Here is a 24,059-nt window from a genome sequence, read left to right on the forward strand (position 1 = left end):
GCAAAATACACTTACTTAAAACGCAAGAAAAACAAACATGCAGCCTTGTAGCTTAACGATTAGCAGCTTAACAGCTTAGCGACTTAACGTCTTATCGATTAGCTAAATCATGCAGATTTACACCACGCAATTTAGCAAAATCAGCAGCTGCACCCGAAAGTAACAGTGACGTATGCAAACGAACATCGTCGACAGTTTTACAACCAAGCAAAGCCATAAGAGTGCGTATTTGCGACTGCCAAGACGTAATCTGCTGCAAAAGCGCATCCTCGCCGCTGCACATAAGCGTATGCAAAAACTCGCCAGCAACGCCGGCAGCCCTAGCGCCCAAAGATAAAGCGCGAAGCACGTCAAGAGGATTGCGAATACCGCCGCTTGCGAATACGGAAAGAGAATTTTGATTAGATGATGATTTGCAGACGCAACTCGAATGAAGCACATCCAGCAACGATTCAACAGTACTAAAACCCCAATCAGCTAAATAACCAAAATCGCCAAACTCGCGACGAGCATTCTCAATAGACACAAAATTCGTGCCGCCTCTGCCACTTATATCAACATAACGGACACCAACATTGAGCAGCATCTCCACATTTTTAGCGCTCAAACCGCATCCGGTTTCCTTCACCATAACAGGCACGCCAGCAGCAGACACAGCCGAAGCAGCAGACACAATCTGCTCAATATTCTTAAGCCAAGAGCTTAAATCGCGATCTCCTTCAGGCATAACAAGCTCCTGCGCAGCGTTCAAATGCACTTGCAAAGCGTTCGCCTCAAGCAAATCAACGGCACGCATAGCATCCGAAACGCTAGCGCCAGCACTGACATTAGCCATAACAAAGCCGTTCGGATTTTCCTCACGAATTACGCTAAAAGTGCTAGCAAGCGAAGAATCACGAAGAGCAGCACTAAGCGAACCAGATGCCATAGCAACACCAGTTTTCGCAGCAACACGAGCTAAAGACGCGTTAATATTACGAGTACTCTCACTGCCGCCCGTCATTGCGTTGATATAAAGCGGATAAGACCATATGGCAGCATTATCAAAAACACTTACGCTAGTATCAACAGACTCAACTGACAGCTGCGGCAATGCGTTCGGCACAAAACGAATATCGTCGAAGCCAGCGTTTGCATGCGAATGATACTGTTCTTGTGCGAGCGCAATGTGCGCATCCTTGCGATTTTGCGTAATTAAATTTGTGGAAGATGTAGATACATTTGCGATTTTTGACGCTGAAGCTGCGGAAGATGCGGAAAGTGCGGAAGCTGCTGCAGGCGCGTTTGCGGAAACTGCTGCAGGCGCAGACTCCCCCTCATGCGGCAATCTTATATCATCAAATTTCGTACCAAAACGAAGCAAATTCATATTTTCACGCGTACGCTTTTTCGCTCTTTCATCAGACTCGTATTCCGGAATATCATCGAGCCAACTTTGAGAATCACAAATCACAGCGCGATCCGCATTCTTAAGCACTATATTTTCGGACTTACTGCCAGTGCCATTAATTTTAGCAACATTAATATTAAGAGGACGAATTTTATTCTCTTTCCAAGCGCATTTAACGCAATCAATTCGCTCTTTATCGGTTGAGTACAGTAGCGCAATACCGCAATCGCCGCCGCCAGCGCCGCTAGTTTTTGCAGGAACGTCGTAAATTAAAGCATCTTCGATAAGACGCGTAAGCTGCGGAGTTTCGATAACGGTGCCTGTAAGTGCGCTTAAATCTTTCAAAAGTTGACGCGCGCAAGCAAAACCGTTTGCAGCGCCAACGAGATCACCACTTTCAAGCGTAAATATAAGACGCTGCACCAAAGCCTCGCTTTTTGCGCAAAAATCTTTATACGTAAAAAGTTGGGATGCGGATAGTGAAGGTGCAGATGAGCGAGTAGTGCTAGCGCCGCTGCCAGCGCTCGACTTTACGCTACTGACAAGCTCCGCACTAGAAGCAGGAGAACCTGTCCAACCAACCAAAAGCTTAATATCAGATCTAATATCTAATCTCTTAATCTCAAGACGCGGCCACTTTTTGCACAAAAGTTTGCCAAAACTAGAGTCGCCAGATTTAACCAGCTCAAGCTCAGCACTAAGCCAATCGCGATCGTACGCTCTGTACATAATCCAGCCGCCGTACACGCTAGCTGCCACATCTCCTCCGCTACCCGACTTCTTAACAAGAGATGATGCAATCAGCGCAAGCTTGCAAATATTTTGAATGGAAAGATTGAGTTTATAAAATTCACAAAGCGCGCGCACTGCAGCAACAGTTACAGCTGCCGAAGAGCCGAGGCCGAATTTTCTGCCGCTTTTAGCGTCGTACAATTCGCTGGAAATGCGCAAATTATATGAGGGAAGAATGAAAGTTGAGCCGAATTCGATTGCGTATGCGTCGACCACGCGCATTGCGGAAAGTACGTAAGAGTAGGATTTTATTATTTCTTCGATATTAGACGGGGATGATGAGGATGATGCGGGAGATTCTATAGAAGATGCGGGAGATGCGGTTGCGGAAGATGCGGTTGCGGAAGTTTCTATAACAATACTTTTTCCGTTACGCGCGCGGCTCCAAATAAGCGGCTTATAATTTTCAGCTTCAGAGGCGATACTTCCGTAAAAAGTACTGCCGTAAAAAGTACTGTTTTTACTTAAATTAGCGTCATTTTTAACAGCAGTCTCATCTTTTTTCAAAAGATTTTCGTCGTCAACTGTAACAGTAACGAAACGATTTACTGCCGCAACTATCGCAGCAGCACCATCAACTACAGCATATTCTCCAGCAATATACAATTTTCCAGGAGCACTCGCCTGAGCCTTAGTCATTTTTCACACCCCTATTAACAATCAAACCGCTACCAGGAAAAGCCAAAATAAAATCCGGTTCCGAAGTACTTATCGAACTGCTTACAGAACTGCTTGCAGTGAGAGCAAACTCGCGCTTAACGCGATCTACGAGCTCATTCAAAACTCGCTCGGCAGCAGACGCAGAAGTAATTACCTTCACATTAGGACCCGCATCCATAGTCGCCCAAACAGGCCAACCGCAATCACGCATAGACTTAACAACCCCAAGCACAGCGTGAGTTTTCGCAGTCAAATAATCCACTGGCGGCACCGCATCACGCATAGACTTGTGCATACCAAAAGAATTACGTTCAACAGCGTCACCCAACATCTCAATATCACTGCTCTTAACAGCACAAAGCGCCTGCCGGAGATCTTTAGCAGACTGCTCAACCCACGGCATATACGACGGCGAAGTTTGCACAGTGCGACGCATGGCATCACGACTAGAAATCGACTTCTTAGAAGAATCTAAAACAACAGCAATCATAGCAATATCAAAGTCTTCGGGAACATCAACAGGCTCCGCGAAAGAAGTCTCATCGCCGGAAGCATCGCCGGAAGCATCGCCGGCAGAAGTATCAACAGAATTATCAACAGAACCAGCATGCCAGAGGACAATACCACCATAAACAGAACGGCAAGCAGAACCGGAACCTCTACGGGCAAGCCTAGAAAGATCACGCGAGCTCAACTCCAAACCGGCAGCGTAAGAAGACGCAGCAGCAAGCGCCGCAAAACCAGAAGCGCTGGAAGCTAAACCTGCCGCAGTCGGCACATGATTAGTTGAAATAACACTAGCTTTCTTTGAAATACCAGCCATTTTGCGCACTAAATCAAGCATATTCACTATTCTGCGGAAGGAAGAATCATCTAAACTAAGGTTATTGCCATCAAAATTAACACAATCTTCAGTAAGATTGTCGTCGAAACTTACGCTAGTAGTAGTCCATAAATCCGAAAGAGTAAGGGAAAGAGAAGAAGTATAAGGTAAAATCAAATCTTCATTACGCTTACCCCAATATTTAATTAGCGCGATATTCACATTCGCTCTAACTACAGCTGTGTTAGATGAAAGATTAGAGTCAAACTTTATTTTCGGCTGAATCTCTACTTTTTGCATGCTAACCCTTCGGAATAAATAATGAAATAAGATAGCTCCAAGTTGATATTCTACCAAAATCGCGCGCTGAAACATACGCGGAATAAGAAATGTGAATGTGTTGTGAGCGTAAATCGCATATCGTAGCCTTTTGCGATTAAGACGACTAGATTAGAACAGTCGGAAAATGCGGAATTAAGCGATTGACAACTTGATAAATCTGTTAAAATAGTGCAAATCCGCCTTGGCGACGACTCTGCAATCAGTAAGGAGTCAGTAAGGAGATACAAACTGTGCCTCAGACTCAGCCTCAGAGCAAATGCGATCTTGCCGAAAAACTTACTGCAGAAAATGTTGGGGAAATTATTGCAAAACCCGCTGGGGAAAATAAATGCAGTAGAGGAAGAAGCGCGGTAGATAGCGCAGTAGGTCGCAGAGGAAGCAGAGGAAGCAGAGGAAGCAGTGTTGTAAGTCGCGCAAAAGTATCTGAAACTACACGAGCAGGATATGGCGAAACTTGTGCAAAAGTAATACTTTTCGGCGAACATTCTGTAGTATACGGTCATCCAGCGGTAGCATTGCCATTAAAAAATCTAAAAATGCGCGCAACCGTAACGGGCTGCAAATCTAGTAAAAATAATGAAAATGGTGCAAATAACGCAGACTCCACAAATAACGCAGACTCGCGAATAACGCTCACTTGCCTAGATTTTACGGGGCCGCTTTGCGAAATACCTCAGCGCTTGTACAGCGTGCGCACGGCAATTAAAGCCGCGCTAGAGTTTGCAGAATGGGACGGGCAGGCACTACATATAACAACAAAAGCAGATTTTCCGCCGGAACGAGGGCTCGGATCTTCTGCCGCAGCTGCAGGCGCAGTGATACGGGCGATTCTTGACTATTACAACATAAAAGCTAAAGAAAAGCAGATTTTTGAGCTAACTCAGACAGCTGAGCGCATAGCGCATGGTCATCCTTCTGGGCTGGACGCAACTGCAACAGCAGCGTCATGGCCGGTACGTTTTCAGCACGGAAAGTTTTCGCGCATGGACATTAATATGCGCGCTTGGATTATTCTGGCGGATTCTGGGCACAAAGGTATGACTCGCGTAACAGTCGAAGCGTTACGAAAATATTTGAAATCGCAGCCTGAAACTGTTAGCAAATTATTAGAAGAACTTGGCAGACTCGCCGCCGAAGCAGAATACGATTTGGCTAATGGCCGCGCAAAAAATATGGGCGAACGAATGACTCGCGCGCACAAGATTTTGGCGGAACTTGGCGTTAGTACGCCACAACTTGATTCGCTCGTGCGCACGGCATGTGAACACGGAGCGTTGGGTGCAAAGCTAACTGGCGGCGGTGGCGGCGGATGCGTAATAGCGTTGGCAGAAAGTGCGGAAGATGCGCGAAAAGTTAGCGCAGCTTTGCGAGAGGCTGGCGCTCGAAATACGTGGATTGTGGATATAAGTAGCGGACGCGAGTAGCGGACGCGAGTAGCGAACGCAAGTAGTGAACGCAAGTAGCGATTTTCACAGTTTTAATTAATAATGTACCGCTCCAAACATGAGACAGTCCTCTCACAATTGGAGCAAAACGCAGAACAACACGCTCCAAACACGAGACAAAGCTCTCGCGATTGGAGCAAATAATCTAATCAACAACTCCAAATACGAGAACACTTTCTCACAAATGGAGCAATAATCAACAATAAACCCTCCAAAAGCGAGAGAAGGGTCTCGCGATTGGAGCATTCAGTAGAATCAAACCCTCCAAAGACGAGACAAAGCTCTCGCGATTGGAGCATTCAGTAGAATCAAACCCTCCAAACACGAGACAAAGCTCTCGCGATTGGAGCAATAATCCTAATCTAAACCTCCAAAAGCGAGAACACTCTCTCACAAATGGAGCGTATGACGGAATCAAACCCTCCAAACGCGAGACAAAGCTCTCGCAATTGGAGCAATAATCAACAGCAAACCCTCCAAAAGCGAGACGAGGCTCTCGCGATTGGAGCAAAACGCAGACCGACACCCTCCAAACGTGTTCTAACGCTCGCGCTATAAGCGCTCGCTACGAAACTCGCGTTGAAAGTCCACTGGACTTCCAACTTGAGCGAGTTTCCGCTCCGAGTTGCTTTCGCGCGCTAAATCGCAGCGCTCAAGCAGGTCGTCGCGCCCGCAAATGGAGCAAAACGCAGAACAACACGCTCCAAACACGAGACAAAGCTCTCGCGATTGGAGCAATAATCAACAGCAAACCCTCCAAAAGCGAGAGAAGGGTCTCGCGATTGGAGCAAATAATCTAATCAACAACTCCAAACACGAGAGAAGGCTCTCGCAATTGGAGCAATAATCCTAATCTAAACCTCCAAAAGCGAGAACACTCTCTCACAAATGGAGCGCTACGCAATAAATAACCCTCCAAAAGCGAGAGAAGGGTCTCAGGTTTGGAGCAAATAATCTAATCAACAACTCCATTCGCGAGAGAAGGGTCTCGCGATTGGAGCAAGAGGCAGCATTAGCAGCTACAAAAGTCGGCAAATAAAAAAAAACTCCGCGAAAGTTGCGGCCAAATAAAACTAGACCACAACTCGCGCGGAGTAAATGCTTAAGTTCAATCCACATGGATCGCAAGCGGAAAACACTAAACGTGAAAAACCGCCTGCTGTAACACGTTTCGTAAAATTATTACAAATAACTACTCTGCAACAACCTTCACAGTGAAGGAAGCAGTGATTTCTGGATGCAACGCAGCGGTTGCAGGGAATTCACCAGTTGTCTTAATAGTGGCAACCTTGATTGTGCGAGCATCAACCTGAGCCTTAGGGGCCAAAGCTGCAGCGATCTTATCGGCAGAAACACCACCGAAAAGCTTGCCGGACTCAGAAACCTTAGCAGAAATCTCCACGACAGAGCCTTCAATCTGAGCCTTCTGAGCAACAGCCTCTTCACGAGTAGCAACAGCCTTTGCCAAACGAGCACGACGCATAGCCTCAATCTGAGCTGCAGCGCCCTTGTTCCAAGCAAAAGCAAGACCCTGAGGAATCAGGTAATTACGAGCATAACCAGCCTTAACCTCAACAACGTCACCAGAGTGACCGAGGTTAGCAACAGTCTTGGTAAGAATAACCTTAGTTTCAGCCATTGTTACAACCTCTCAATCAGCGACCGGTAGTGGCGTATGGAAGCAAAGCCATTTCGCGAGCGTTCTTCACGGCCTTCGCGATCTTGCGCTGTTCCTGCACAGTTACGCCAGTAATACGACGTGAACGAATCTTGCCGCGATCGGAAACGAACTTGCGCAGCAAAGCAACGTCCTTGTAATCAATTTCAGTAATTTTGGCAGCCTTCAAAGGATTTGGCTTCTTCTTGAAAGGCTTGACCGGTGGTTGCGGCCTCTTGCGTGACATAAGATGTCCTCTCTAAACAAAGCGATACGAACTTTTCTAAACGTTTCTAAACGCATTTAATATAATTTTTAATTTTCGTAACGCTTATAACCAATGAATAATAAATAAAATAAAGTTACAAGTTTAAACAGCTGAAATAAACTAACTATTAGTATTAAAACTCTGGTTCGTCACTACCACCGAAATCGGAAGTAGCGCCAAACGAAGCGAAACTATCGTTAGTTGGAGCAGAAGCACTCCACGGATCTGCAGCAGGAGCCGCAGAAGCAGCAGACGCAGATTGCGCTTGATTATTAGCATAATTTGCGCCACCAGCATAAGAGCTACCACCATGATAACCGCCGTTACCGCCGTTACCACTACCGTTAGCGTTACCCGCAGCACGCGATGCACCAGCAAAACCGGTAGCAGAGCTTTGACGAGTAACCTGAGCAGTTGCATAACGGAGCGAAGGACCAATCTCATCAATTGTTAGTTCAATAACCGAACGGTTAGAACCATCTTGAGCTTGGTAAGAACGCTGCGATAAGCGGCCTTGCGCAATAACACGCATACCCTTGGAAAGAGTGTTAGCACAATGTTCTGCCATGTCTCGCCACGCAGAGCAGCGCATAAACAGTGCAGGACCATCCTCAAACTGGTTAGAATTACGATTGAACGTACGTGGAGTGGAAGCGATAGTAAAACTTGCCACTGCAGAACCGTTCGCAATAGTTCTTAACTCTGGATCAGCAGTAAGATTACCCACTACTGTGATAACTGTTTCACCTGCCATACTGTGCCTTTTCTTTCCCGTAAAACTTAAGTTATTTGTGAAAGTCTTAAAGTCTTAAAGTCTTAAAGTCTTAAAGTCTTAAACTCTTAAGTTATTACGACGATTATCGAGCTTAATCAGCTGACTATAAGATTATTTACTTGGCGTCCTTGCGAAGAATCTTCGTACGGATCACAGACTCGTTCAAGTTCAACACACGGTCAAGCTCGTCGCTTAAAGCTGGCTCAGCAGTGTAGTTCACTACAACGTAATTGCCTTCAAACTTGCCGTCAATTTCGTAAGCAAGCTTACGACGACCCCAATAATCGGTGCCATCAACGGAACCGCCCTCATTGGTGACAAGCTCAAGATACTGCTCGGTCAACTTCTTAAGACCGCGCTCATCAAGCTCTGGATCGGCAATGAACATTAGTTCATACTTATGTGCAGACATCACCCACCTCCTTCGGACTATCGGCTGTGGTATTTCCACAGCAGGAGTGTGTTTGCAAAATTACCCTACGATTAGAGGGCAACTTTGACATTCTAACTTATAGACACGACTCAAACATATACGCTTAGATGACAGTCAACAAACAGTCAACAAGCAGCCGTCAAATCTAATGCGCATAAATACTACGCTGTTTCATATCCTCCGGAAGAGCATTACGCAACGAAACCAAAGAACCAGAGCGGAAAACAGAACGAATACCAGCAGCCAAAAGCGGAGCAATTGAAAGAACAGTCATATTATCAAGACGCTTTTCTTCTGGAACAGGCACAGTATCAGTCACAATAATTTCTCTAGCACCACAAGCTTTAAGTCTTTCAACAGCAGGACCTGAAAGCAAAGCGTGAGTTGCAACTAAAGTTACAGAATTAGCACCAGCCTCTCGCAAAGTACGCACAGCTTCGCAAATAGTGCCAGCAGTATCAATCATATCGTCAACAACAATGCAGTCACGACCACTAATATCGCCAATAATTCCGTGAGCAACAGCGCAATTAGGCCTAGTAATATCGCGAGTTTTGTGAATAAAAGCAAGAGGCAAACTACCAAGTTTTGCAGCCCACTGCTCAGAAACCTTAATTCGCCCAGCATCCGGAGACACAATCGTAGCATTGTCGAGTTTCATAGAGTTGCGAACATAATCAATGAGCACAGGCATTGCTGTTAAATGATCAACTGGTCCATCAAAGAAACCTTGCTCTTGAGCAGCATGCATGTCTACAGTCAAAATACGAGTAGCACCAGCAGAACGGAACAAATCAAACATCAAACGCGCAGTAATCGGCTCGCGACCCTGATGCTTCTTATCTTGACGCGAATACCCAAAGAACGGCGCAACAACATTAATACTGCGCGCGGAAGCACGTCTCAAAGAATCAACCATAAGCAGCTGTTCCATAATCCAATTGTTAATAGGATTAGTGTGAGCTTGCAAAACAAAAACATCAGAACCACGTACAGGCTGAGTGAAACGCACATACATTTCACCGTTTGCAAAATCGTAAGCAGTTGTCTCCAAAACGTCAATACCAAGGTATTGAGCCGTTTGTGAAGCAAGTTCCGGATACGCCCTACCGGTAACCAACATCATCTGTTTTTTAGGAGTGCCCTCAAGAATCGTTGACATATCTGCCTTCCCATTTTGCAAAATTTTTAGCGCAAATATGCGTATTTGCACATATAGATTTTATTCTACCAGCCCGTCAAGCCGTACCAACACAAAAATAATAAGATACGCAATTAAATAGAAAATTAGATAAAAAATTGCGCAAAAGTTACGAAAAATAAAAAAGATACGAAAATTTGTTAGCAGATAACAAAAAATTAGTAAAACTATCTAATCAAAGTCATCATAATAAATATAAGCAAGAAGCCTACAAAATCAGCCCAAGAGAACACAGCGCCAGCGAATATAACGCCAGTAATCGCAGCCAAAACAGGTTCGCTTGCACCAAGCAAAGTAGCTCTAACAGAACCAACTCGCATAACACCAGCAAGAAATAGCCAATACGCTCCAAAAGTTCCGCCAACAACAGTAAAGACGAATAAAGAGATAGCAAAAGCGTCAAGCGGAGGAAGCGTAGCCCACGGTCTAACAAACGGCATCAAAATAGAGCCGGCAATAATAAAAGTAATACCGTTAATGACAAAACTACCCCATTTAGCTACGAGTTTCATAGGCATAATAGCTAAAGCAGCAGTCGAAAAAGCGTCTCCTAATCCCCAAACCAAACCCATAATAGGCAAAGAAAGAGAGTTGATATTACCGCCAGTAGCCATAAGAGCAGTTCCAGCAAAAGCAAGAATCACACCAACGTTTTCGCGCATAGTAGGAGTTCTGCGATTACGCAAGCACACGTATAAAAGCACAAAAAGCAAGTTAAGACTTTGCAAAACTGTAGCAGTTCCAGAATTAGTCCAATCTATTGCCATCAAATATGTGATTTGCGCAAATAGCACGCATACCATTCCCGTAGCTACGATCATGAACCAGTCACGTCCTGCGCCGAAAACTTTTACAAGCTGCTTAGGTGTGAATATGGCTGCGATAATTATAAATAAGATTCCCGTTGCGAACTGTCTTACGCACGCTATTTGCATTGGCGACACGTGATAGTTCATCATTAAAATCTTGGAAACCGTTGCGTTTGTACCCCAAAGCGCTCCTCCAAGAAGCGTAAGAATCATACCGATTACTATGCTTCCAGCGGAATGATTAAATGAAGGATTTGGTTTTTCTGGATTTTCTGCGATTGCAGCAGCAGCAGCTTTTGACTCGTCGAAAGTTGAGGAAGCTGATTGAGTTGCAGAATCTGCGGAATCTGCAGAATCTGCAGAAGTTACAGAATCTGCAGAAGTTGCGGAAGTTAGCGTATCCGAAGCAGTAGTATCTGACGAAGTATCAGCAGAATTACCCTGACTATCGGCAATGCGTCGTTTGCGATGCAATATAAGCATAGCCATAGTCTACTTCTTTCATTTAAAACCCCAAAACTAACAATTTGCAACAATTAGCTTGCAACGTATTAATGTATTATTGCACGTTAAGTCAATTAATAAAAATATAAATGCAGAAAACTTCAAAAAATTTTGTATGCGTGTCGCAATAAGTAATAATTTATAAATCCGCCACGCAGAGTTTGCATTATCTAGAAAACGTGTTATTCTGTTTAAGTTGTTTGCTTAATGACGTTAAGTCTTTTCAGCTGTACAACATTGGAGAATTCGCCTAGTGGTCTATGGCGCACGCTTGGAAAGCGTGTTGGTGTAACAGCCTCACGAGTTCGAATCTCGTATTCTCCGCGCGTGTAGGGTTCTAGGCACTTCGATTGCCCGGAACCCTTTTTCGTATTATTTACGATTATCGCGCAATTAGTGGCGCTACTTGCGATTCGTAAGCACGCAAAGCCATATCGATCACATTGTGCATATCGTAGTAGCTGTAAGTGCCGAGTCTTCCGCCAAAAACAGTGCGAGGCTCAGCCGCCGCAAGCTCCGCATAGCGCGCATACAAGGCTTTATCTGCATCAGTATTCACAGGATAGTAAGGCTCATCGTCGCGAGTTGCAGCGCGAGAATACTCCTGCCATACAACAGTCTCCCCTGCTTTCACGCTTTTGCCAGGCACGAAATCAGCCTCGCCATCATCACAACCAGTCTCTCTGCCATCCTCACCCTCAACCTCCTCGCGCTCTGGATTAAAGTTCTTAAACTCAATCGCACGCGTAAACGGCACATCAGCATCCGAATAGTTCATAACTGGGCAACCAAAGTGGTCATTCTCCTGGTAACGCACTTCCTTAAAGTCAACGGTACGCCACTTTAACTCACCAAGCGCGTAATCAAAATACCTGTCCACTGGCCCCGTGTAAACAACAGGCACTCCAGCTTTCGCCAACGCGCGCTTATTAAACGGCTGTGATTCGTCGAAAAAGTCTACACCGAGCGAAACGTGAATTAGCGGATCGTCAATCATGCGCTGCATCCAAGCCGTGTAGCCGTCCGTTGGCAAGCCTTCCCAAGTGTCTTTAAAGTAACGATTATTGTAGTTAAATCGCACCGGCAAGCGCTTAATAATTCCTGCTGGAAGCTTAGAAGGATCCGTTTGCCACTGCTTTGCCGTGTAGTTTTTAATAAACGCTTCGTACAAAGGCCGCCCAATTAAACTAATGCCTTTATCGTTCAAATTTTGCGGATCTTTGCCAGCCAACTCCCCTGCTTGGCTTGCAATCAAAGCCTTCGCTTCTTCTGGCGTGTAGTGCGCGTGGAAGAATTGGTTAATCGTACCTAAGTTGATTGGCAGCGGATAAACTTCGCCGTCGTGAGTTGCGTACACGCGATGCACGTAGCTAGTAAACGACGTAAAACGGTTCACATAATCCCACACGCGCTTGTTGCTTGTGTGGAAAAGATGCGCGCCGTACTTGTGAATTTCGATTCCCGTGCGCTCGTCAAAATACGAGTAAGCATTGCCGCCGATATGATTACGCACGTCAATAATTTCAACGCGAGCGCCAGCGCGTTCTGCCGCTTGCTGAGCTACAGTTAAGCCGAATAAGCCAGCTCCAACAACTACTAAATCTGGATATTCTTGCGATTTTGCATTATTGTTTTCGTTCATTTTGCTCGCCTACTTCATGTTTTTGATTTTGCAATCGTAGATTATTTTTTCAAGATTTCGCACACACGCCATAGTAAAACATTGCGCGCGCTGTAAAATAGTAAGCTTTTTAACTGCTGATTTAGCAAATTTTACGTCTTCAGCATAATTTTTTTCGTATATTTTTTGGATTTTTGCGTCGATATTTACCGTGCTATTTTTTCCACTTTTCAGCGCGCATCGCTCGTACCTCAAGTTTCCAACCATCGTGTAGTAGCTTCTTGCTGGCACAACATTGTGCTTTAAGCACAAATCCCAATTTGCTCGAACTGCGTCTATATGATCGTGATAGAAGCTCGCGTCTCGCATTTTGTGAGTTACAGAATCTGCGCGCTGCAGCCAGTAGTACAGTACTGCGTCCACGTGCGCCACGCATTTCATGCGCGAATACAGCACGCTTGCCATTGCAGTGTCTTGCGCAAACTTTCCTTCTGGGAATCGCACTCCTTCCCAAACCTCTCGCTTGTACAGTCTGCACCAGTTTGCTTCGTTAAAGTAACGCGCTTCGCTGCACCTGCCAAGCTTGTTTCCTATTATTCGCAATATTTTGCAAAATACGGTTTGGTACGCTTTTAGAGGATTTTTTACGATTTTTATTTGAGGAATATTTTCTAAGCGCTCGGTTGCTTGCGACTTTTCCGCGCCCAAATCAAGTGCGTCCAAACCAGCTCCACCCAAGCCAGCTTCTTTTTTAATTTGTTCTAAGCTACTTATCCCGAATTGTTGCCATTTCGCTTTGCTCATATCCGCTCCGCTTTGCAAAATAGCGTTGAGTAGAATCTCAATATTTTTGCAGTCTAAAATATCGTCGTTGTCTGCAAACGCTATAAATTCGCCACTTGCCGCATCAAGCCCTGCGTTTTGCGCGCGCGATATTCCGCCGTTTTGTTGGTGTATTACTTTAACTCGCGAATCTTTTGATGCGTATAAATCGCAAATTTTACCCGAGTCATCTTTGGATCCGTCGTCTACTAAAATCAGCTCTATGTTTTTGTAAGTTTGCGCAAGAATCGAGTCCACGCATCCGCTCAAATATTTTGCAGAATTGTAAACTGGCACGATTATAGAAACTAGCGGATTTTCGTTTTTAGCGTAATTTTCCATTGCTATCCTTTCAAACCGCGTTTTGTTCTGCTTTGCGCTTTATACATTCGTCTTTGTACTTTACACATTCGTATTTGCGCATTTGACGAATTTTTTTCTGCCCATCCTTAAATCCGCGTATCATTGCGCGAATTTTCGCAAACTTATCCTTTTCCCACAACGCCACGAAAATCATATCTCGCACAACCGCACGCAACGACTTAGCATACGAGTATGTTCCCATTTTGTAATCCACTACTTGCATATTTCGCGCTATGTAGTACTTGCGATTTGCGTTGTGATTCCACACGATTGGGTGTTTTATAATCAAGTTTATTGAGCGCGCTTTGCCGATTTGGTGTTCCATTATAACGTTTTGGCACTCTACGATTTGCCAGCCAGCGCGCGCAAGTCGCCTTGAAAAGTCGAAGTCTACTCCGTCAATTTCCAACCATTCGTCAAATCCGCCGATTTTAGCCCACGCTTCTACGCTTGTTAAGCTTCCAGACGTTATGCATTCGTCTTCGTGGCACTTGCTGTGTAAAATCGTGCCGTCTAAACGGTTTTTTAGCAAAGAGCATACAATTGCAATTTTTGAATTTTTTGCATTTTTTTGATTTACAAGACTTTCCTGATTTTCCAGGATTTTCTTGTATTCGCTAATCATGTTGCTTGGCACAACAGAATCGTCGTTAAGCGTTAGAACCCAGTTGAAACCTTGCGATTTTGCCCACTTAAACACTTGCGTTAGCGCTTTTGCAAAACCAATATTTTGACTGTTTTTAACTAAAGTTACGTTTGCGTATTTGCTTACAATTTCTTGTAAACTTTTAACATTTTTAGACGCATTGTCTACGATTATTACGCGCTCTACTTGATTACATAACGCTTCTAAACACGTATCTACATCCGTTAAAGTTGGATTATAGGTGATTATCCCTGCACAAATACGCATTTTAATCCAAACTGCGATTCGTGCTGCAATTCTTACTTCCGATTTTCACGCAACATTTGCTCACAAAACCCACAATCAAGTTTGTAAAACGCTTAAGTATTACAGAAAGCACAAGAATCACCGCAAACTCTGCGATTAGCAGCCCGTATGCTTGCCAGCGATTAAGCCACACTGGATATATTACTGTAAATACTTGCATTATTAACACGTGGTGAACCAAAAAAATCGGGTACGAGTAAGCAGACACAAACTTCGTGCACGCACTTAATGGCTTAAAACTTTTAACAAGTTCGCCAATATAAGACAGCAATAGGAATGCTAATATGCCTACAATCGTAACTGCAATATTGTCCTTTAATATATGCGTTAACTGTTGTGCTACAAGAATCACAAAAGATACTGCTGCAAGCCAAGACGGCACTTTTTTAATAAACTTAACAAAAATCATGCCAAATACTAGTTCTGGCAGTCTTGTTGTTAAAAGAATATCGGATGGAACTCGTGGAATTTGATAAAACTTAAAGAACACAACTGTTGCAACATATAGGGCCAACACAACGCACACTGTAACTATTGGCATTTTGTTTATGCCAACTCTTAAAAGCGGGAACACTATATAAAACAGTATTATGAATCCGAGGAACCATTCACCTAAAGTGTAAAATGTGCCTACACCGAATGCTGCAGCATAACCATCCATTCCAAAAAGCGAAAAAATTGCTGTTATTCTGTGTCTTGGCACAAAAATATAACCGTTATTACGAATAAACAGTAAAATATTCGCCACTACAAATGCTACCCAAAACATTGGGTACAGTGTTTTTGCGCGCTTTGTGTAGAACGTGCGCAAATCAAGACTTTCTCTATCCCCATAGTTGTACATAAGAGCAGCGCCAGAAATAATCAAAAACAGCGATACTCCTAATCCGCCAATGTAAATTCCAAACGGCCTATTTACAAAGAATCGCGTAGGCTCCAAATATGGATTGTTAAAATGCGTTACAACAATCAGAATCGCAGCTATTGCGCGAATCCAATCCAAGTAGAAAAGTCGCGGTTTTCTTACTCGCGCGAGTTTTGGCGACGATGTATTTACACTTATATCACTCATCTTCTTTACCTTTACGACCAATATGCACAATTCTTTGACCTATGTACAAAGTCTTATAAAATACGCGTTTTGCAATACTTTTTAGCACTCTTAAAACAGTGTAGCGGAAGCGCTTTCCGCGCATTACTTCCCTACAGGTTTCTTCCAAATTGTGCTTAATCCACGGCGTGCTAACAGATTTTGATAGTTCTCGAACATCAAATTCTAGATTCGTCATTTCTATTCTCGCAAAGTGATCCGAGAATATGTATGCGTCGTAGTAGCCGTTAGATTGCGGCACGTATCCGTATGCTCGTTCTATAAAGTGCAACAATGTTCCGTCTATTTTTAGCGGCTCTGCCGGAAAATCTTCGTAAGTCCACTTTTTATCTAACAGCCCGTGCAGTGCTTTTGTGCGGAACCAGAACATTGTGCCGAGCGGCGCTATAGCGTCTTTATTTTCGTCTAACGGAACGCTAATTCCTAACTTTTTTTCTAGGAATTTCTTTGTGCCTTCAAAATTTGGACCCCAAGTGTATGTAAATCCTGGGAAGTAGTCTGCATGATTTGGCGGCGTTGGCATTGCCATTCCAAGACGCGGATGCGTTTCAAATAGATTTATAACGTTTTGCACGTACTCTTTGCTTGCAAGAATATTCTCAAAACACTTGTATGCAAATCCATCACCTATGCTTCTAGGCGATAACTGCGTAACTTTTTTATCGTGCGCAAAACATACGTAATCGTACTTCATAAGGTCAGCACCGCCACCAACTAAGAATGCGCTCACATCTCTACCGCGATTTTCAATCAACCGTACGTCTACGTTATACGGAAGTTGTTCCACGCGCTGTTTCACAAGTTGCTGGTTTTCTTTTGAACCTACAGTTAAAATAACGTCACATCCTTGCGGCATGGATTGAATATAGTGCAGACTTTTATCAAGCAAATCCATGTAATACAAGTGCATGCACAACACAACTTTTGGCTTAGATGTAGGCTTATCAGTTGTAGTAGCAGTTGACGAGTTTTCTACAATCTGATTTTGCGGCAAAATGTATCGCAAATGAAGATTCTTCATCAAATCTGCCATATTCATGCTTCGTAAAGCATTTTCCCAAATCAAATCCGTGTCATAATCTGTGTGGTCACGCAAATACTCGTATAAGTCTAATGCAGGATTCCCAACGGATTGTGTAGAAACGTCGGAGTAATCGTGGAAGAAAGACCTGCGCTTAAAAATAGGGCAACGCTTATATTCCACAATCTGCCTTGCAGCATACGTTATTGGACCGTAAGAGTAGCCTTCTAAATCACTCGTATCAACGTACACATCCCACTTGTAACCCTTGTCTGCAAATCGCTTTGTAAATACGGATTCATGCAATCCAACAGACTCAAAGTAGCTGTTGATTTGTGGAAGATTATTCCAATAATTCTGAAAATCCTTAGATTGAATAAAACTTTTTCTGTATGCGTGGAAATGCGATTGAATATGTTCTGGCAAGTATCCGTACGGACTGTAGCCGAACGGATCGCCATTAACCTTATGAAACTTTGTTATACCCCAAAAATCAAGGTCTTTTGCGTTCATAGCGTTAAACATTTCGCTAAATGGATACACAGGACCCATAATTGTTGCGTTAAACAGCACTACTTCATCAAACTTTTCCAGTTCACCCCAACCGTAAGAGTCCATTGCTGTTTTGTACGCCCAAACGTCAAAACCTTTGTTTTCGCGCAAAATAAACTTGTTCGCGTAAGAGCGAAGCATTTTCTCACTTGCTTCGTCTATTTTTCCATTAACTACAATCGCAAGCTCGTTAAAGAATGGCTTAAATCCGTCAAGCAACGTAGACACATAGTGGTCTGCGTGACCTTGCGCATCGTAGAAGAAGAAAATGCCCAAGCGCTTTGGATTTTCCAAAATCATGTTATCTCCTGATTATCCTTAATACTTTTAATTATTATTCTCTAAAATCGTAACTTTTTTAATTTTACTTATTTATTTTCGATTTAATTAAGTTTTTTATCTTTAGTGCAGCACGCTTATACGCTGGCATAGCGTCGTAACGTTTTTGCGCTTCAATTTGCAAACGTTTTTGTTCTTCTTCATATTTTTGCTGATGAACCTGCATAATATGCAAAGACATTAAGTCAATTTGCTGATCATACGCTTTGCTTTGCGAATTACTAAAAGTTTTCGGTTTAGAATTTCTGTAAATTTCTAGTAGAACATCACATTTTGAGCCATGCTCTATATCGCAACTATTTTTAACGTGCTGATCCAAATAATATACAAGATTTTTTTGCAACATTGAACAAGCACGCTCAGAACCCCAAGTTTTCGAAACAGAATTAAAAGCAGCCTCGAAATCTTCAACATTGAGCCTTGTAAAGAACTCATCTTTTACTATTTTTAATCCTCGATTATCAAACCAGCGTGAGGCTTCTTCAACGGTTTGCTTGCGACTTTTCATCGAGGACTCGTTAGCAAAATCACTAGCAAAATCACTAGCAAAATCGTAAACAGCGCTTACAACATCTTTAACACTTTGTTGTTCTACAGTGAATTTTTCAACGCTGATTTTAGATCTTCCAGAAATTCCTCTGCCAATATGGTATTTAAGCGCACGGAACGCTGTTAAGTCTTTTAGAGTTTGAGCAAAGGCTGCAATCGCAAAATATTCGTAAGCATCTTCTGCTTTAGAAAGTCGTGTTGAAACTGTTTTTTTAAACGCATCTCGAACTAAATCACCCTTAAAAAGCGCTGTTATAACATTCCAAGGTGTCCAATGCGGAAGATCGCTAGAGAACGACGATTTTATAATATTGTCTCCCGATTGATCACCATTTGTTTGCGCATACATTTGATCGTAGCTGTATGCAAAATCTTCATCCGCTTTACCTTCCGGATGAATAGAAACACCAAAATGCAATATATCTGCAGGATTATTAGTAACGTAAGAATAAAGAACTTCGCAAGCTTTAAGCTCAATCTCATCGTCTGCATCAACGAAAAGAACGTAATCTCCAATAGTTTCCTGAACACCAGTTTTACGCGCAACGTGTCTACCGCAATTATGATCTTTAGCAATAATTTTTACTCTAGAATCTTTTTTCTCGTAATCACGCAAAATCTGCAAAGTATTATCTGTGCTAGCGTCGTCAACAACAATAATTTCAATGTTTTTAAGAGTTTGATTAACAAGCGAATCCATGCACTGTTTAATATACGGTTCCTTGTTATACGCAGGAACAACCACAGAAATTGCAGGATTCATAAATCGTCTCCATTGCACACTAAACGGTAAAATAGCACAAATCATGTCTATTGTACTACTAAACACAATCAGTTTTTAGATTGCTGTCACGCATTAAAATCTTATAGTATATTTTTAGTAATGAGTAGCACATGCATATCAAACGCATAGAAGGGTTGTAGTATGAATCAAGCAGACTCTAGTTGCATTAAAGAATTAAACACTAATCAACTACAAGATTCAGCTACACTTGCAAAATGCGGCAAAAAAAGCAACTCAACTAGCACAACTGGAGCAATTATAGAAAAAACGTATTCTTTTAAAGACTTCATTTATTTTTGTAAATCTAATGTTGCTGAACTTGCAATAAGCGCGATTTTTTTGATTATTGCATACGGTCAAAAAGCTTTTTCTAACACTTTTTCTATAGACACAGAAGAGATGATCTCTAGATCTAATGCTCTTTACAATTCTTGGATACGACTAGAACGCTTCGGCTTGCTGGCTTTTAAGTACGTTACAGGAAGATACTGGTATAACAATTCTTTGGCCGGCATACTTATGGTTCTTGCGCTTTTTGCGGCCGCAACAACGTGGGCATATTTGTTTAGCAAATCGCATAATTTAGGCGCAAAATTCCACCCAGCTTTATTTATAATTCCGTTTATAAGCGCTCCTATTCTTGCAGAAATGCTTGGATTCTTGCTTATGGGAGATGACGTAGCTTGTGCGCTAATGTTTGTTAGCATATCGCTTATGTGCACGCATAACGCGTACCAAAATCGTAAAGAACTTAAAACTCTTGCAAAATACGCACTAATGGCTTTTGTTTTTGCAGTTTTTGGTTTCACTATCTACTTGGCAATGACTACTGTTTTTGTTGCCGGAACAGCCATGATTGCGCTAATGGTTAAAGGCAACTATGCGTGCAAATTCAAGAACATAGTAGGTTACGTTTTTACGTATATTTGTGTGTTTATAGCAAGTTATGTAACCTATGCGATTTTGAACAAGATTGTTATATCTGCCAACCACACTTTCACGGATCCGTACATTAAAGAACAAATGCGTTGGGGTAAAGACCCTATAGCAAAAATCATTTATGCTATAGTTTCACGTGCAAAAAACATGTATTTAGGAAAAACAATATTCCATAGCAAATTTATAACAATTGCATTAATCGCTTTAGTGTTATTAACTATTGTTCAAGTGATTCGTAAAGAACTTAACGCTTTTACTGTTATTTTTGCTATTGCTATAGCTGCAAGCCCTATGATGATGAGCGTAATACTTGGCACAGCTAGCATGGCTCGAACGGAACTAACCTATCCGCTCGCTGGAGCTTTTGCATCAATGTATGTACTGCATTACATTATGCAATTTAGTAAAAAGACTTTAACAACAATTATTGCGTGCATTCTTATTGCAATTATTGGATTAAGCCAATCGTTTACAGTAAACCGCTTGTATTATACGGAATACATGACTTACAACCAAGACTATTACATTGCTCAAGATGTTGTTAGAAAAATAGAAGTACTACAGGCGAATCGTAAAAAACCGCTTAAAGTAATATTCGTTGGAAATCATGTAGCAGACTACAATCCTAGCGAGTTTAAACCAAATCAACTTGAGCTTATTGGGCGATCAATGTTTGAGATTGGATTCTCAACTCTTCACGGCACATGGGTAAAAAGTGGTTTCATACGCTCAACTACTGGATTTAAGATGGAAACACCTGTATCAGAATCAGCTTATATGAGTGCAGAAGAGGCCGCACAAAATCTGCCTTCTTGGCCTTCGGATAAATGCACTACTGTTTTAGATAACAAGTATATAATCGTAAAATTCTAAATTACTAACTAAAAATAAAATTGCTCACGCTTTATAAATGCACCTAACAAATGAGTATAAAGTGTGAGCAACAAACTGTGAGCAAACTTAGATAAGTGTTTCTATCTCGTAACGTGGGCGATGCTTAGATTCCATGTAAATCTTGCCAATATATTCGCCCACAATGCCGATTGAAAGCATAATCAATCCGCCAATAAACCACATTGAGAACATAATAGAACCCCAGCCTGCAACTGCTTTTCCTTGCAAAACGGAAGCTATTACATAAATGAACACGCCTAATGAAACTAAAATAGACGCAGAGCCAACAAATGTTACAAAACTCAAAGGCTTAGTAGAAAAAGACGTAATGCCATCTATAGCAAACGAAATCATCTTTTTAAGCGGATACTTAGACACGCCAGCTTCGCGCTTGCCTCGCACATACTCAACTTTTGTTGACTTAAAACCAATAGATGGGACTATGCCACGCAAGAAAAGATTAACTTCTTTGTATTCCAAAAGAGCCTTCAACGCATTCTTGCCCATAAGTCTATAATCGGCATGATTTGGCACAGTTTCTGCGCCCATCCACTTGAAAACACCGTAAAAAGCTAATGCAGTGTTACGCTTAAACCACGTGTCTGTTTTTCTAGACGAGCGAACGCCATACACAACCTCGTAGCCTTCCACGTATTTTGCAATAAACTCGTCAACAACATTAACATCGTCTTGCAAATCGGCGTCCATAGAAATTGCAGCATCGCAACCAGATTTATATGCTGTAGTTAAGCCAGCAAGCAAAGCATTCTGATGGCCACGATTATGCGCAAGCTTTACTCCGCCAAAAAGCGAAGGATTCGACTTGTGCAAATCGCAAATAATATTCCAAGTTGAATCTTTAGATCCATCGTCAACAAAAAGAATACGGCTAGAATCTGAAATAATCTTATTTTCAATAAGAAAAGTAACTTTGCTTAAAAGAATACTAGAAGTCTTCGGAAGAACAGGCTCCTCATTGTAGCAAGGAAGAACAAAATATACGCATGGACGCTTGCCGTTTTGCAATGTTTCAAGCAATATTAATCCCTTCTAAAAACCACAATTAGCATTAAAATCCAGAAAAGTAACGATTTGCAATAATTATTTCAGGAAGTCACTCATAATCTTGGAAATTTTGCTATTATCTCCCCAAACTGCTGGAGAATCATATGGCCTATCAGGGAATGCGCCATATTCAAGCGAAATATCAAGATTATTCTCACGAATGTAACGCTCAACGCGATCTGCCAGAGAAACAGGCTCCCCCGTGCAGCAATTAATTACGCCATTTACTTTATCTTGCAAAACGGTTGCAGCAATTTGCTTAGCCAACACATCTACATTAATAAAATCGTACTTGTTCTTGCCAGTAGTAAACGGGAAAGTTTTCTTGCCATCTTTAGAAGCCTGAAGAAGCTTAGAGAAAATAGAGTTTCCGCGAGCGTCGTCACCAACGATGTAGTACGCGCGAATCCACTGAACAGTTGCATCATACTCTTTACCTAAAAGCAAAGTAGCTTCACGCAAAGCATTCTTAGAAATGCCATACATGGAAGCTGGCTTGCAAGGCGTGTTCTCGTCAATAGCGCCCTCCCAGTAGCCAACTTCGTGCATAGAACCCATAACAGCAATCTGCTTTAGACCGCCCTGAAGCATAAGTCGAATAAAGCGGTAATGGTTAGATAAATCTTCCATATGAGTGTCTGCAGCATGCTTAAAACCGTTGCGCCAAGCCATGTGCAAGCAAACGTCTGGAGACCCAAGCTTTGTGAACAAATCAGCATCATCGCTAAAAATATTCGCTTCAATACGCGTTGCACGCTCGTCAACGCCGTCAAGACGCAAATCGGACGCAATTACTTGCGCACCAGCATCCAACAACGCTTTAACAACATGACGACCAATATAACCACCAGCACCGGTAACAAGAATTCGCTTACTCATAATTTTTAAGTTTAGCAGTGTATAAAAACTTTCAAACATACCAAGCACAGTAAAGCTATAAACAAAAGCAACCTAACACAAAACACGTGCTAGCTATTAGCCCAAATCAATCCCCAAATGTAAACTATAACGAAGTTGTAAGTGTGCAATACCGCTAAATTCGTAAGAAAGGCAACGATGACAGCAAAGTCTGACGCCATCTATCATCCTGGTAAAAGCAAAGGCCTGATTGACATTCCAAGATACCTTTATTTGCTTGACCTACTTGTAAAAAAAGAAGTGCGTATTCGATACCGTGGCTCTTGGCTGGGCATGGCTTGGACGTATGTGAAGCCGATTACACAATTTATAGTGTTTTACGTAGCAATGGGAATTTTCCTAGGACTTGGCCGCGGAGGCGGAATTCAAGCTTACCCACTGTATCTTTTTAGCGGAATCATAGTAACGAACTTCTTCGTAGAAGCATTCTCTAATTGCACAAGATCCATACTTTCTAACGCTGGACTGATACAAAAAATCTACCTTCCTAGAGAGCTGTTCCCGCTTGCTTCTTTGCGCGTAGCTCTCGTACACTTCTTCCCACAAGTAATAGTGCTTATAATCGGAGCATTTTGCATGGGATGGATTCCAGATTTCGCAGGCATAATAGTTGCGATAGTCGGATTCGTATCAATATGCACTTTTGCTTTCGGATTAGGATTATTCTTTGGAGCAATTAACGTTTTCTACAGGGATGCAGAAAATATTACAGACTTGGTTGCAATGATTGCAGTGTGGTTAGCTCCATGCTTTTACACTTGGCAAATGGTGGCCATTCACGTTCCAGCGTGGGCACTGGAAGTCTACTACGCGAATCCTATTGCAATATGCGTTGAAGCATTCCACCGCGGTTTCTGGCTAAATGCCACAGATCACACGTTCCAATTTGCGGGCGCATGGTCCTTAAGACTTTGCGAAAGCCTGTTGGTTGCTTTTGTAGTTCTGCTCATTGGCGAAGGAACTTTTAGACATCTTGAAGGCAAATTCGCCCAGGAAATTTAAGCCGCTTAGGATTAGCGAATTTACTTTT

19 protein-coding genes and 1 tRNA gene are annotated in these 24,059 nt (G+C 42.6%); 4 read left to right on the plus strand and 16 right to left on the minus strand.

Annotated elements, in window-relative coordinates; genetic code table 11:
• Window positions 1-91: 91 nt before the first annotated feature.
• Window positions 92-2,821, minus strand: coding sequence for a type 2 isopentenyl-diphosphate Delta-isomerase (gene fni, locus ACNEUN_RS02975; RefSeq protein ID WP_463630698.1), 2,730 nt, complete (start codon window positions 2,819-2,821; stop codon window positions 92-94).
• The gene (mvaD, locus tag ACNEUN_RS02980) at window positions 2,814-3,965 is read right to left on the minus strand and encodes a diphosphomevalonate decarboxylase (RefSeq protein ID WP_463630700.1); all 1,152 of its coding nucleotides are present in this window, start codon (window positions 3,963-3,965) and stop codon (window positions 2,814-2,816) included. The genes fni and mvaD overlap by 8 nt, the downstream gene beginning before the upstream one ends.
• A gap of 272 nt (window positions 3,966-4,237) precedes the next feature.
• Here mvaD and mvk point away from each other — a divergent pair, with 272 nt between their 5' ends.
• Window positions 4,238-5,431 (plus strand): mevalonate kinase, encoded by a 1,194-nt coding sequence (gene mvk, locus ACNEUN_RS02985; RefSeq protein WP_463630702.1) that lies wholly within the window; start codon window positions 4,238-4,240, stop codon window positions 5,429-5,431.
• A 1,213-nt stretch (window positions 5,432-6,644) separates the two neighbouring features.
• Here mvk and rplI read toward each other — a convergent pair.
• The 6 genes from rplI to ACNEUN_RS03015 all read right to left on the minus strand — a co-directional run bounded on the left by rplI (window position 6,645) and on the right by ACNEUN_RS03015 (window position 11,084).
• On the minus strand, window positions 6,645-7,091 hold the full coding sequence (rplI, locus tag ACNEUN_RS02990; RefSeq protein ID WP_463630704.1) for a 50S ribosomal protein L9: 447 nt from the start codon (window positions 7,089-7,091) through the stop codon (window positions 6,645-6,647).
• Window positions 7,092-7,107: 16 nt separating this feature from the next.
• On the minus strand, window positions 7,108-7,356 hold the full coding sequence (gene rpsR, locus ACNEUN_RS02995; protein WP_004105399.1) for a 30S ribosomal protein S18: 249 nt from the start codon (window positions 7,354-7,356) through the stop codon (window positions 7,108-7,110).
• 154 nt (window positions 7,357-7,510) lie between these two features.
• Entirely contained in the window at window positions 7,511-8,131 is a 621-nt protein-coding gene (locus ACNEUN_RS03000) for a single-stranded DNA-binding protein (protein WP_463630707.1), read from the minus strand.
• 136 nt (window positions 8,132-8,267) lie between these two features.
• Window positions 8,268-8,564 carry a 30S ribosomal protein S6 gene (rpsF, locus tag ACNEUN_RS03005; protein ID WP_427876314.1) on the minus strand — a complete coding sequence of 99 codons (297 nt, stop codon included), beginning with the start codon at window positions 8,562-8,564 and terminating at the stop codon, window positions 8,268-8,270.
• Between the two features lie 166 nt (window positions 8,565-8,730).
• Window positions 8,731-9,747: a ribose-phosphate diphosphokinase gene (locus ACNEUN_RS03010; protein WP_463630820.1), complete on the minus strand. Its 1,017-nt coding sequence runs from the start codon at window positions 9,745-9,747 to the stop codon at window positions 8,731-8,733.
• A 206-nt stretch (window positions 9,748-9,953) separates the two neighbouring features.
• A complete protein-coding gene (locus ACNEUN_RS03015; protein ID WP_463630709.1) occupies window positions 9,954-11,084 on the minus strand; it encodes a DMT family transporter in 1,131 nt (376 codons plus the stop codon).
• Between the two features lie 254 nt (window positions 11,085-11,338).
• Here ACNEUN_RS03015 and ACNEUN_RS03020 point away from each other — a divergent pair.
• Window positions 11,339-11,423: transfer RNA gene (locus ACNEUN_RS03020), tRNA-Ser, on the plus strand.
• 58 nt (window positions 11,424-11,481) lie between these two features.
• On the opposite strand, the gene ACNEUN_RS03025 is transcribed toward ACNEUN_RS03020, so the two are convergent.
• The 6 genes from ACNEUN_RS03025 to ACNEUN_RS03050 form a co-directional block, all read right to left on the minus strand.
• Complete coding sequence (locus ACNEUN_RS03025; RefSeq protein WP_463630711.1) at window positions 11,482-12,741, minus strand: UDP-galactopyranose/dTDP-fucopyranose mutase family protein; 1,260 nt, start codon at window positions 12,739-12,741, stop codon at window positions 11,482-11,484.
• 9 nt (window positions 12,742-12,750) lie between these two features.
• Window positions 12,751-13,884 carry a glycosyltransferase family 2 protein gene (locus tag ACNEUN_RS03030; protein ID WP_463630713.1) on the minus strand — a complete coding sequence of 378 codons (1,134 nt, stop codon included), beginning with the start codon at window positions 13,882-13,884 and terminating at the stop codon, window positions 12,751-12,753.
• Window positions 13,885-13,894: 10 nt separating this feature from the next.
• A complete protein-coding gene (locus tag ACNEUN_RS03035) occupies window positions 13,895-14,818 on the minus strand; it encodes a glycosyltransferase (RefSeq protein WP_463630714.1) in 924 nt (307 codons plus the stop codon).
• Between the two features lies 1 nt (window position 14,819).
• Window positions 14,820-15,929: an acyltransferase family protein gene (locus tag ACNEUN_RS03040; protein WP_463630716.1), complete on the minus strand. Its 1,110-nt coding sequence runs from the start codon at window positions 15,927-15,929 to the stop codon at window positions 14,820-14,822.
• On the minus strand, window positions 15,922-17,841 hold the full coding sequence (locus ACNEUN_RS03045) for a rhamnan synthesis F family protein (RefSeq protein WP_463630718.1): 1,920 nt from the start codon (window positions 17,839-17,841) through the stop codon (window positions 15,922-15,924). The genes ACNEUN_RS03040 and ACNEUN_RS03045 overlap by 8 nt, the downstream gene beginning before the upstream one ends.
• 64 nt (window positions 17,842-17,905) lie before the next feature.
• A complete protein-coding gene (locus ACNEUN_RS03050) occupies window positions 17,906-19,192 on the minus strand; it encodes a glycosyltransferase family 2 protein (RefSeq protein WP_463630821.1) in 1,287 nt (428 codons plus the stop codon).
• A 162-nt stretch (window positions 19,193-19,354) separates the two neighbouring features.
• Between ACNEUN_RS03050 and ACNEUN_RS03055 the strand changes: the two genes are divergently transcribed.
• Window positions 19,355-21,025 (plus strand): glucosyltransferase domain-containing protein, encoded by a 1,671-nt coding sequence (locus ACNEUN_RS03055; protein WP_463630720.1) that lies wholly within the window; start codon window positions 19,355-19,357, stop codon window positions 21,023-21,025.
• Between the two features lie 87 nt (window positions 21,026-21,112).
• Here ACNEUN_RS03055 and ACNEUN_RS03060 read toward each other — a convergent pair whose 3' ends face one another.
• On the minus strand, window positions 21,113-22,084 hold the full coding sequence (locus ACNEUN_RS03060) for a glycosyltransferase family 2 protein (protein ID WP_463630722.1): 972 nt from the start codon (window positions 22,082-22,084) through the stop codon (window positions 21,113-21,115).
• Window positions 22,085-22,147: 63 nt separating this feature from the next.
• Complete coding sequence (locus ACNEUN_RS03065) at window positions 22,148-22,990, minus strand: NAD-dependent epimerase/dehydratase family protein (RefSeq protein ID WP_463630724.1); 843 nt, start codon at window positions 22,988-22,990, stop codon at window positions 22,148-22,150.
• A 177-nt stretch (window positions 22,991-23,167) separates the two neighbouring features.
• Here ACNEUN_RS03065 and ACNEUN_RS03070 point away from each other — a divergent pair, with 177 nt between their 5' ends.
• A complete protein-coding gene (locus ACNEUN_RS03070; RefSeq protein WP_463630726.1) occupies window positions 23,168-24,031 on the plus strand; it encodes an ABC transporter permease in 864 nt (287 codons plus the stop codon).
• The last annotated feature ends 28 nt before the right edge of the window (window positions 24,032-24,059 follow it).

The organism is Gardnerella sp. C0684A1, from assembly GCF_055326835.1.

What these genes read in the sequence shown, in the direction of transcription:
- fni (WP_463630698.1), bottom strand. Translation starts at nt 2,821, where the DNA reads ATGACTAAGGCTCAGGCGAGTGCTCCTGGAAAATTGTATATTGCTGGA.
- mvaD (WP_463630700.1), bottom strand. Translation starts at nt 3,965, where the DNA reads ATGCAAAAAGTAGAGATTCAGCCGAAAATAAAGTTTGACTCTAATCTT.
- rplI (WP_463630704.1), bottom strand. Translation starts at nt 7,091, where the DNA reads ATGGCTGAAACTAAGGTTATTCTTACCAAGACTGTTGCTAACCTCGGT.
- rpsR (WP_004105399.1), bottom strand. Translation starts at nt 7,356, where the DNA reads ATGTCACGCAAGAGGCCGCAACCACCGGTCAAGCCTTTCAAGAAGAAG.
- ACNEUN_RS03000 (WP_463630707.1), bottom strand. Translation starts at nt 8,131, where the DNA reads ATGGCAGGTGAAACAGTTATCACAGTAGTGGGTAATCTTACTGCTGAT.
- rpsF (WP_427876314.1), bottom strand. Translation starts at nt 8,564, where the DNA reads ATGTCTGCACATAAGTATGAACTAATGTTCATTGCCGATCCAGAGCTT.
- ACNEUN_RS03010 (WP_463630820.1), bottom strand. Translation starts at nt 9,747, where the DNA reads ATGTCAACGATTCTTGAGGGCACTCCTAAAAAACAGATGATGTTGGTT.
- ACNEUN_RS03015 (WP_463630709.1), bottom strand. Translation starts at nt 11,084, where the DNA reads ATGGCTATGCTTATATTGCATCGCAAACGACGCATTGCCGATAGTCAG.
- ACNEUN_RS03025 (WP_463630711.1), bottom strand. Translation starts at nt 12,741, where the DNA reads ATGAACGAAAACAATAATGCAAAATCGCAAGAATATCCAGATTTAGTA.
- ACNEUN_RS03030 (WP_463630713.1), bottom strand. Translation starts at nt 13,884, where the DNA reads ATGGAAAATTACGCTAAAAACGAAAATCCGCTAGTTTCTATAATCGTG.
- ACNEUN_RS03035 (WP_463630714.1), bottom strand. Translation starts at nt 14,818, where the DNA reads ATGCGTATTTGTGCAGGGATAATCACCTATAATCCAACTTTAACGGAT.
- ACNEUN_RS03040 (WP_463630716.1), bottom strand. Translation starts at nt 15,929, where the DNA reads ATGAGTGATATAAGTGTAAATACATCGTCGCCAAAACTCGCGCGAGTA.
- ACNEUN_RS03045 (WP_463630718.1), bottom strand. Translation starts at nt 17,841, where the DNA reads ATGATTTTGGAAAATCCAAAGCGCTTGGGCATTTTCTTCTTCTACGAT.
- ACNEUN_RS03050 (WP_463630821.1), bottom strand. Translation starts at nt 19,192, where the DNA reads ATGAATCCTGCAATTTCTGTGGTTGTTCCTGCGTATAACAAGGAACCG.
- ACNEUN_RS03055 (WP_463630720.1), top strand. Translation starts at nt 19,355, where the DNA reads ATGAATCAAGCAGACTCTAGTTGCATTAAAGAATTAAACACTAATCAA.
- ACNEUN_RS03065 (WP_463630724.1), bottom strand. Translation starts at nt 22,990, where the DNA reads ATGAGTAAGCGAATTCTTGTTACCGGTGCTGGTGGTTATATTGGTCGT.
- ACNEUN_RS03070 (WP_463630726.1), top strand. Translation starts at nt 23,168, where the DNA reads ATGACAGCAAAGTCTGACGCCATCTATCATCCTGGTAAAAGCAAAGGC.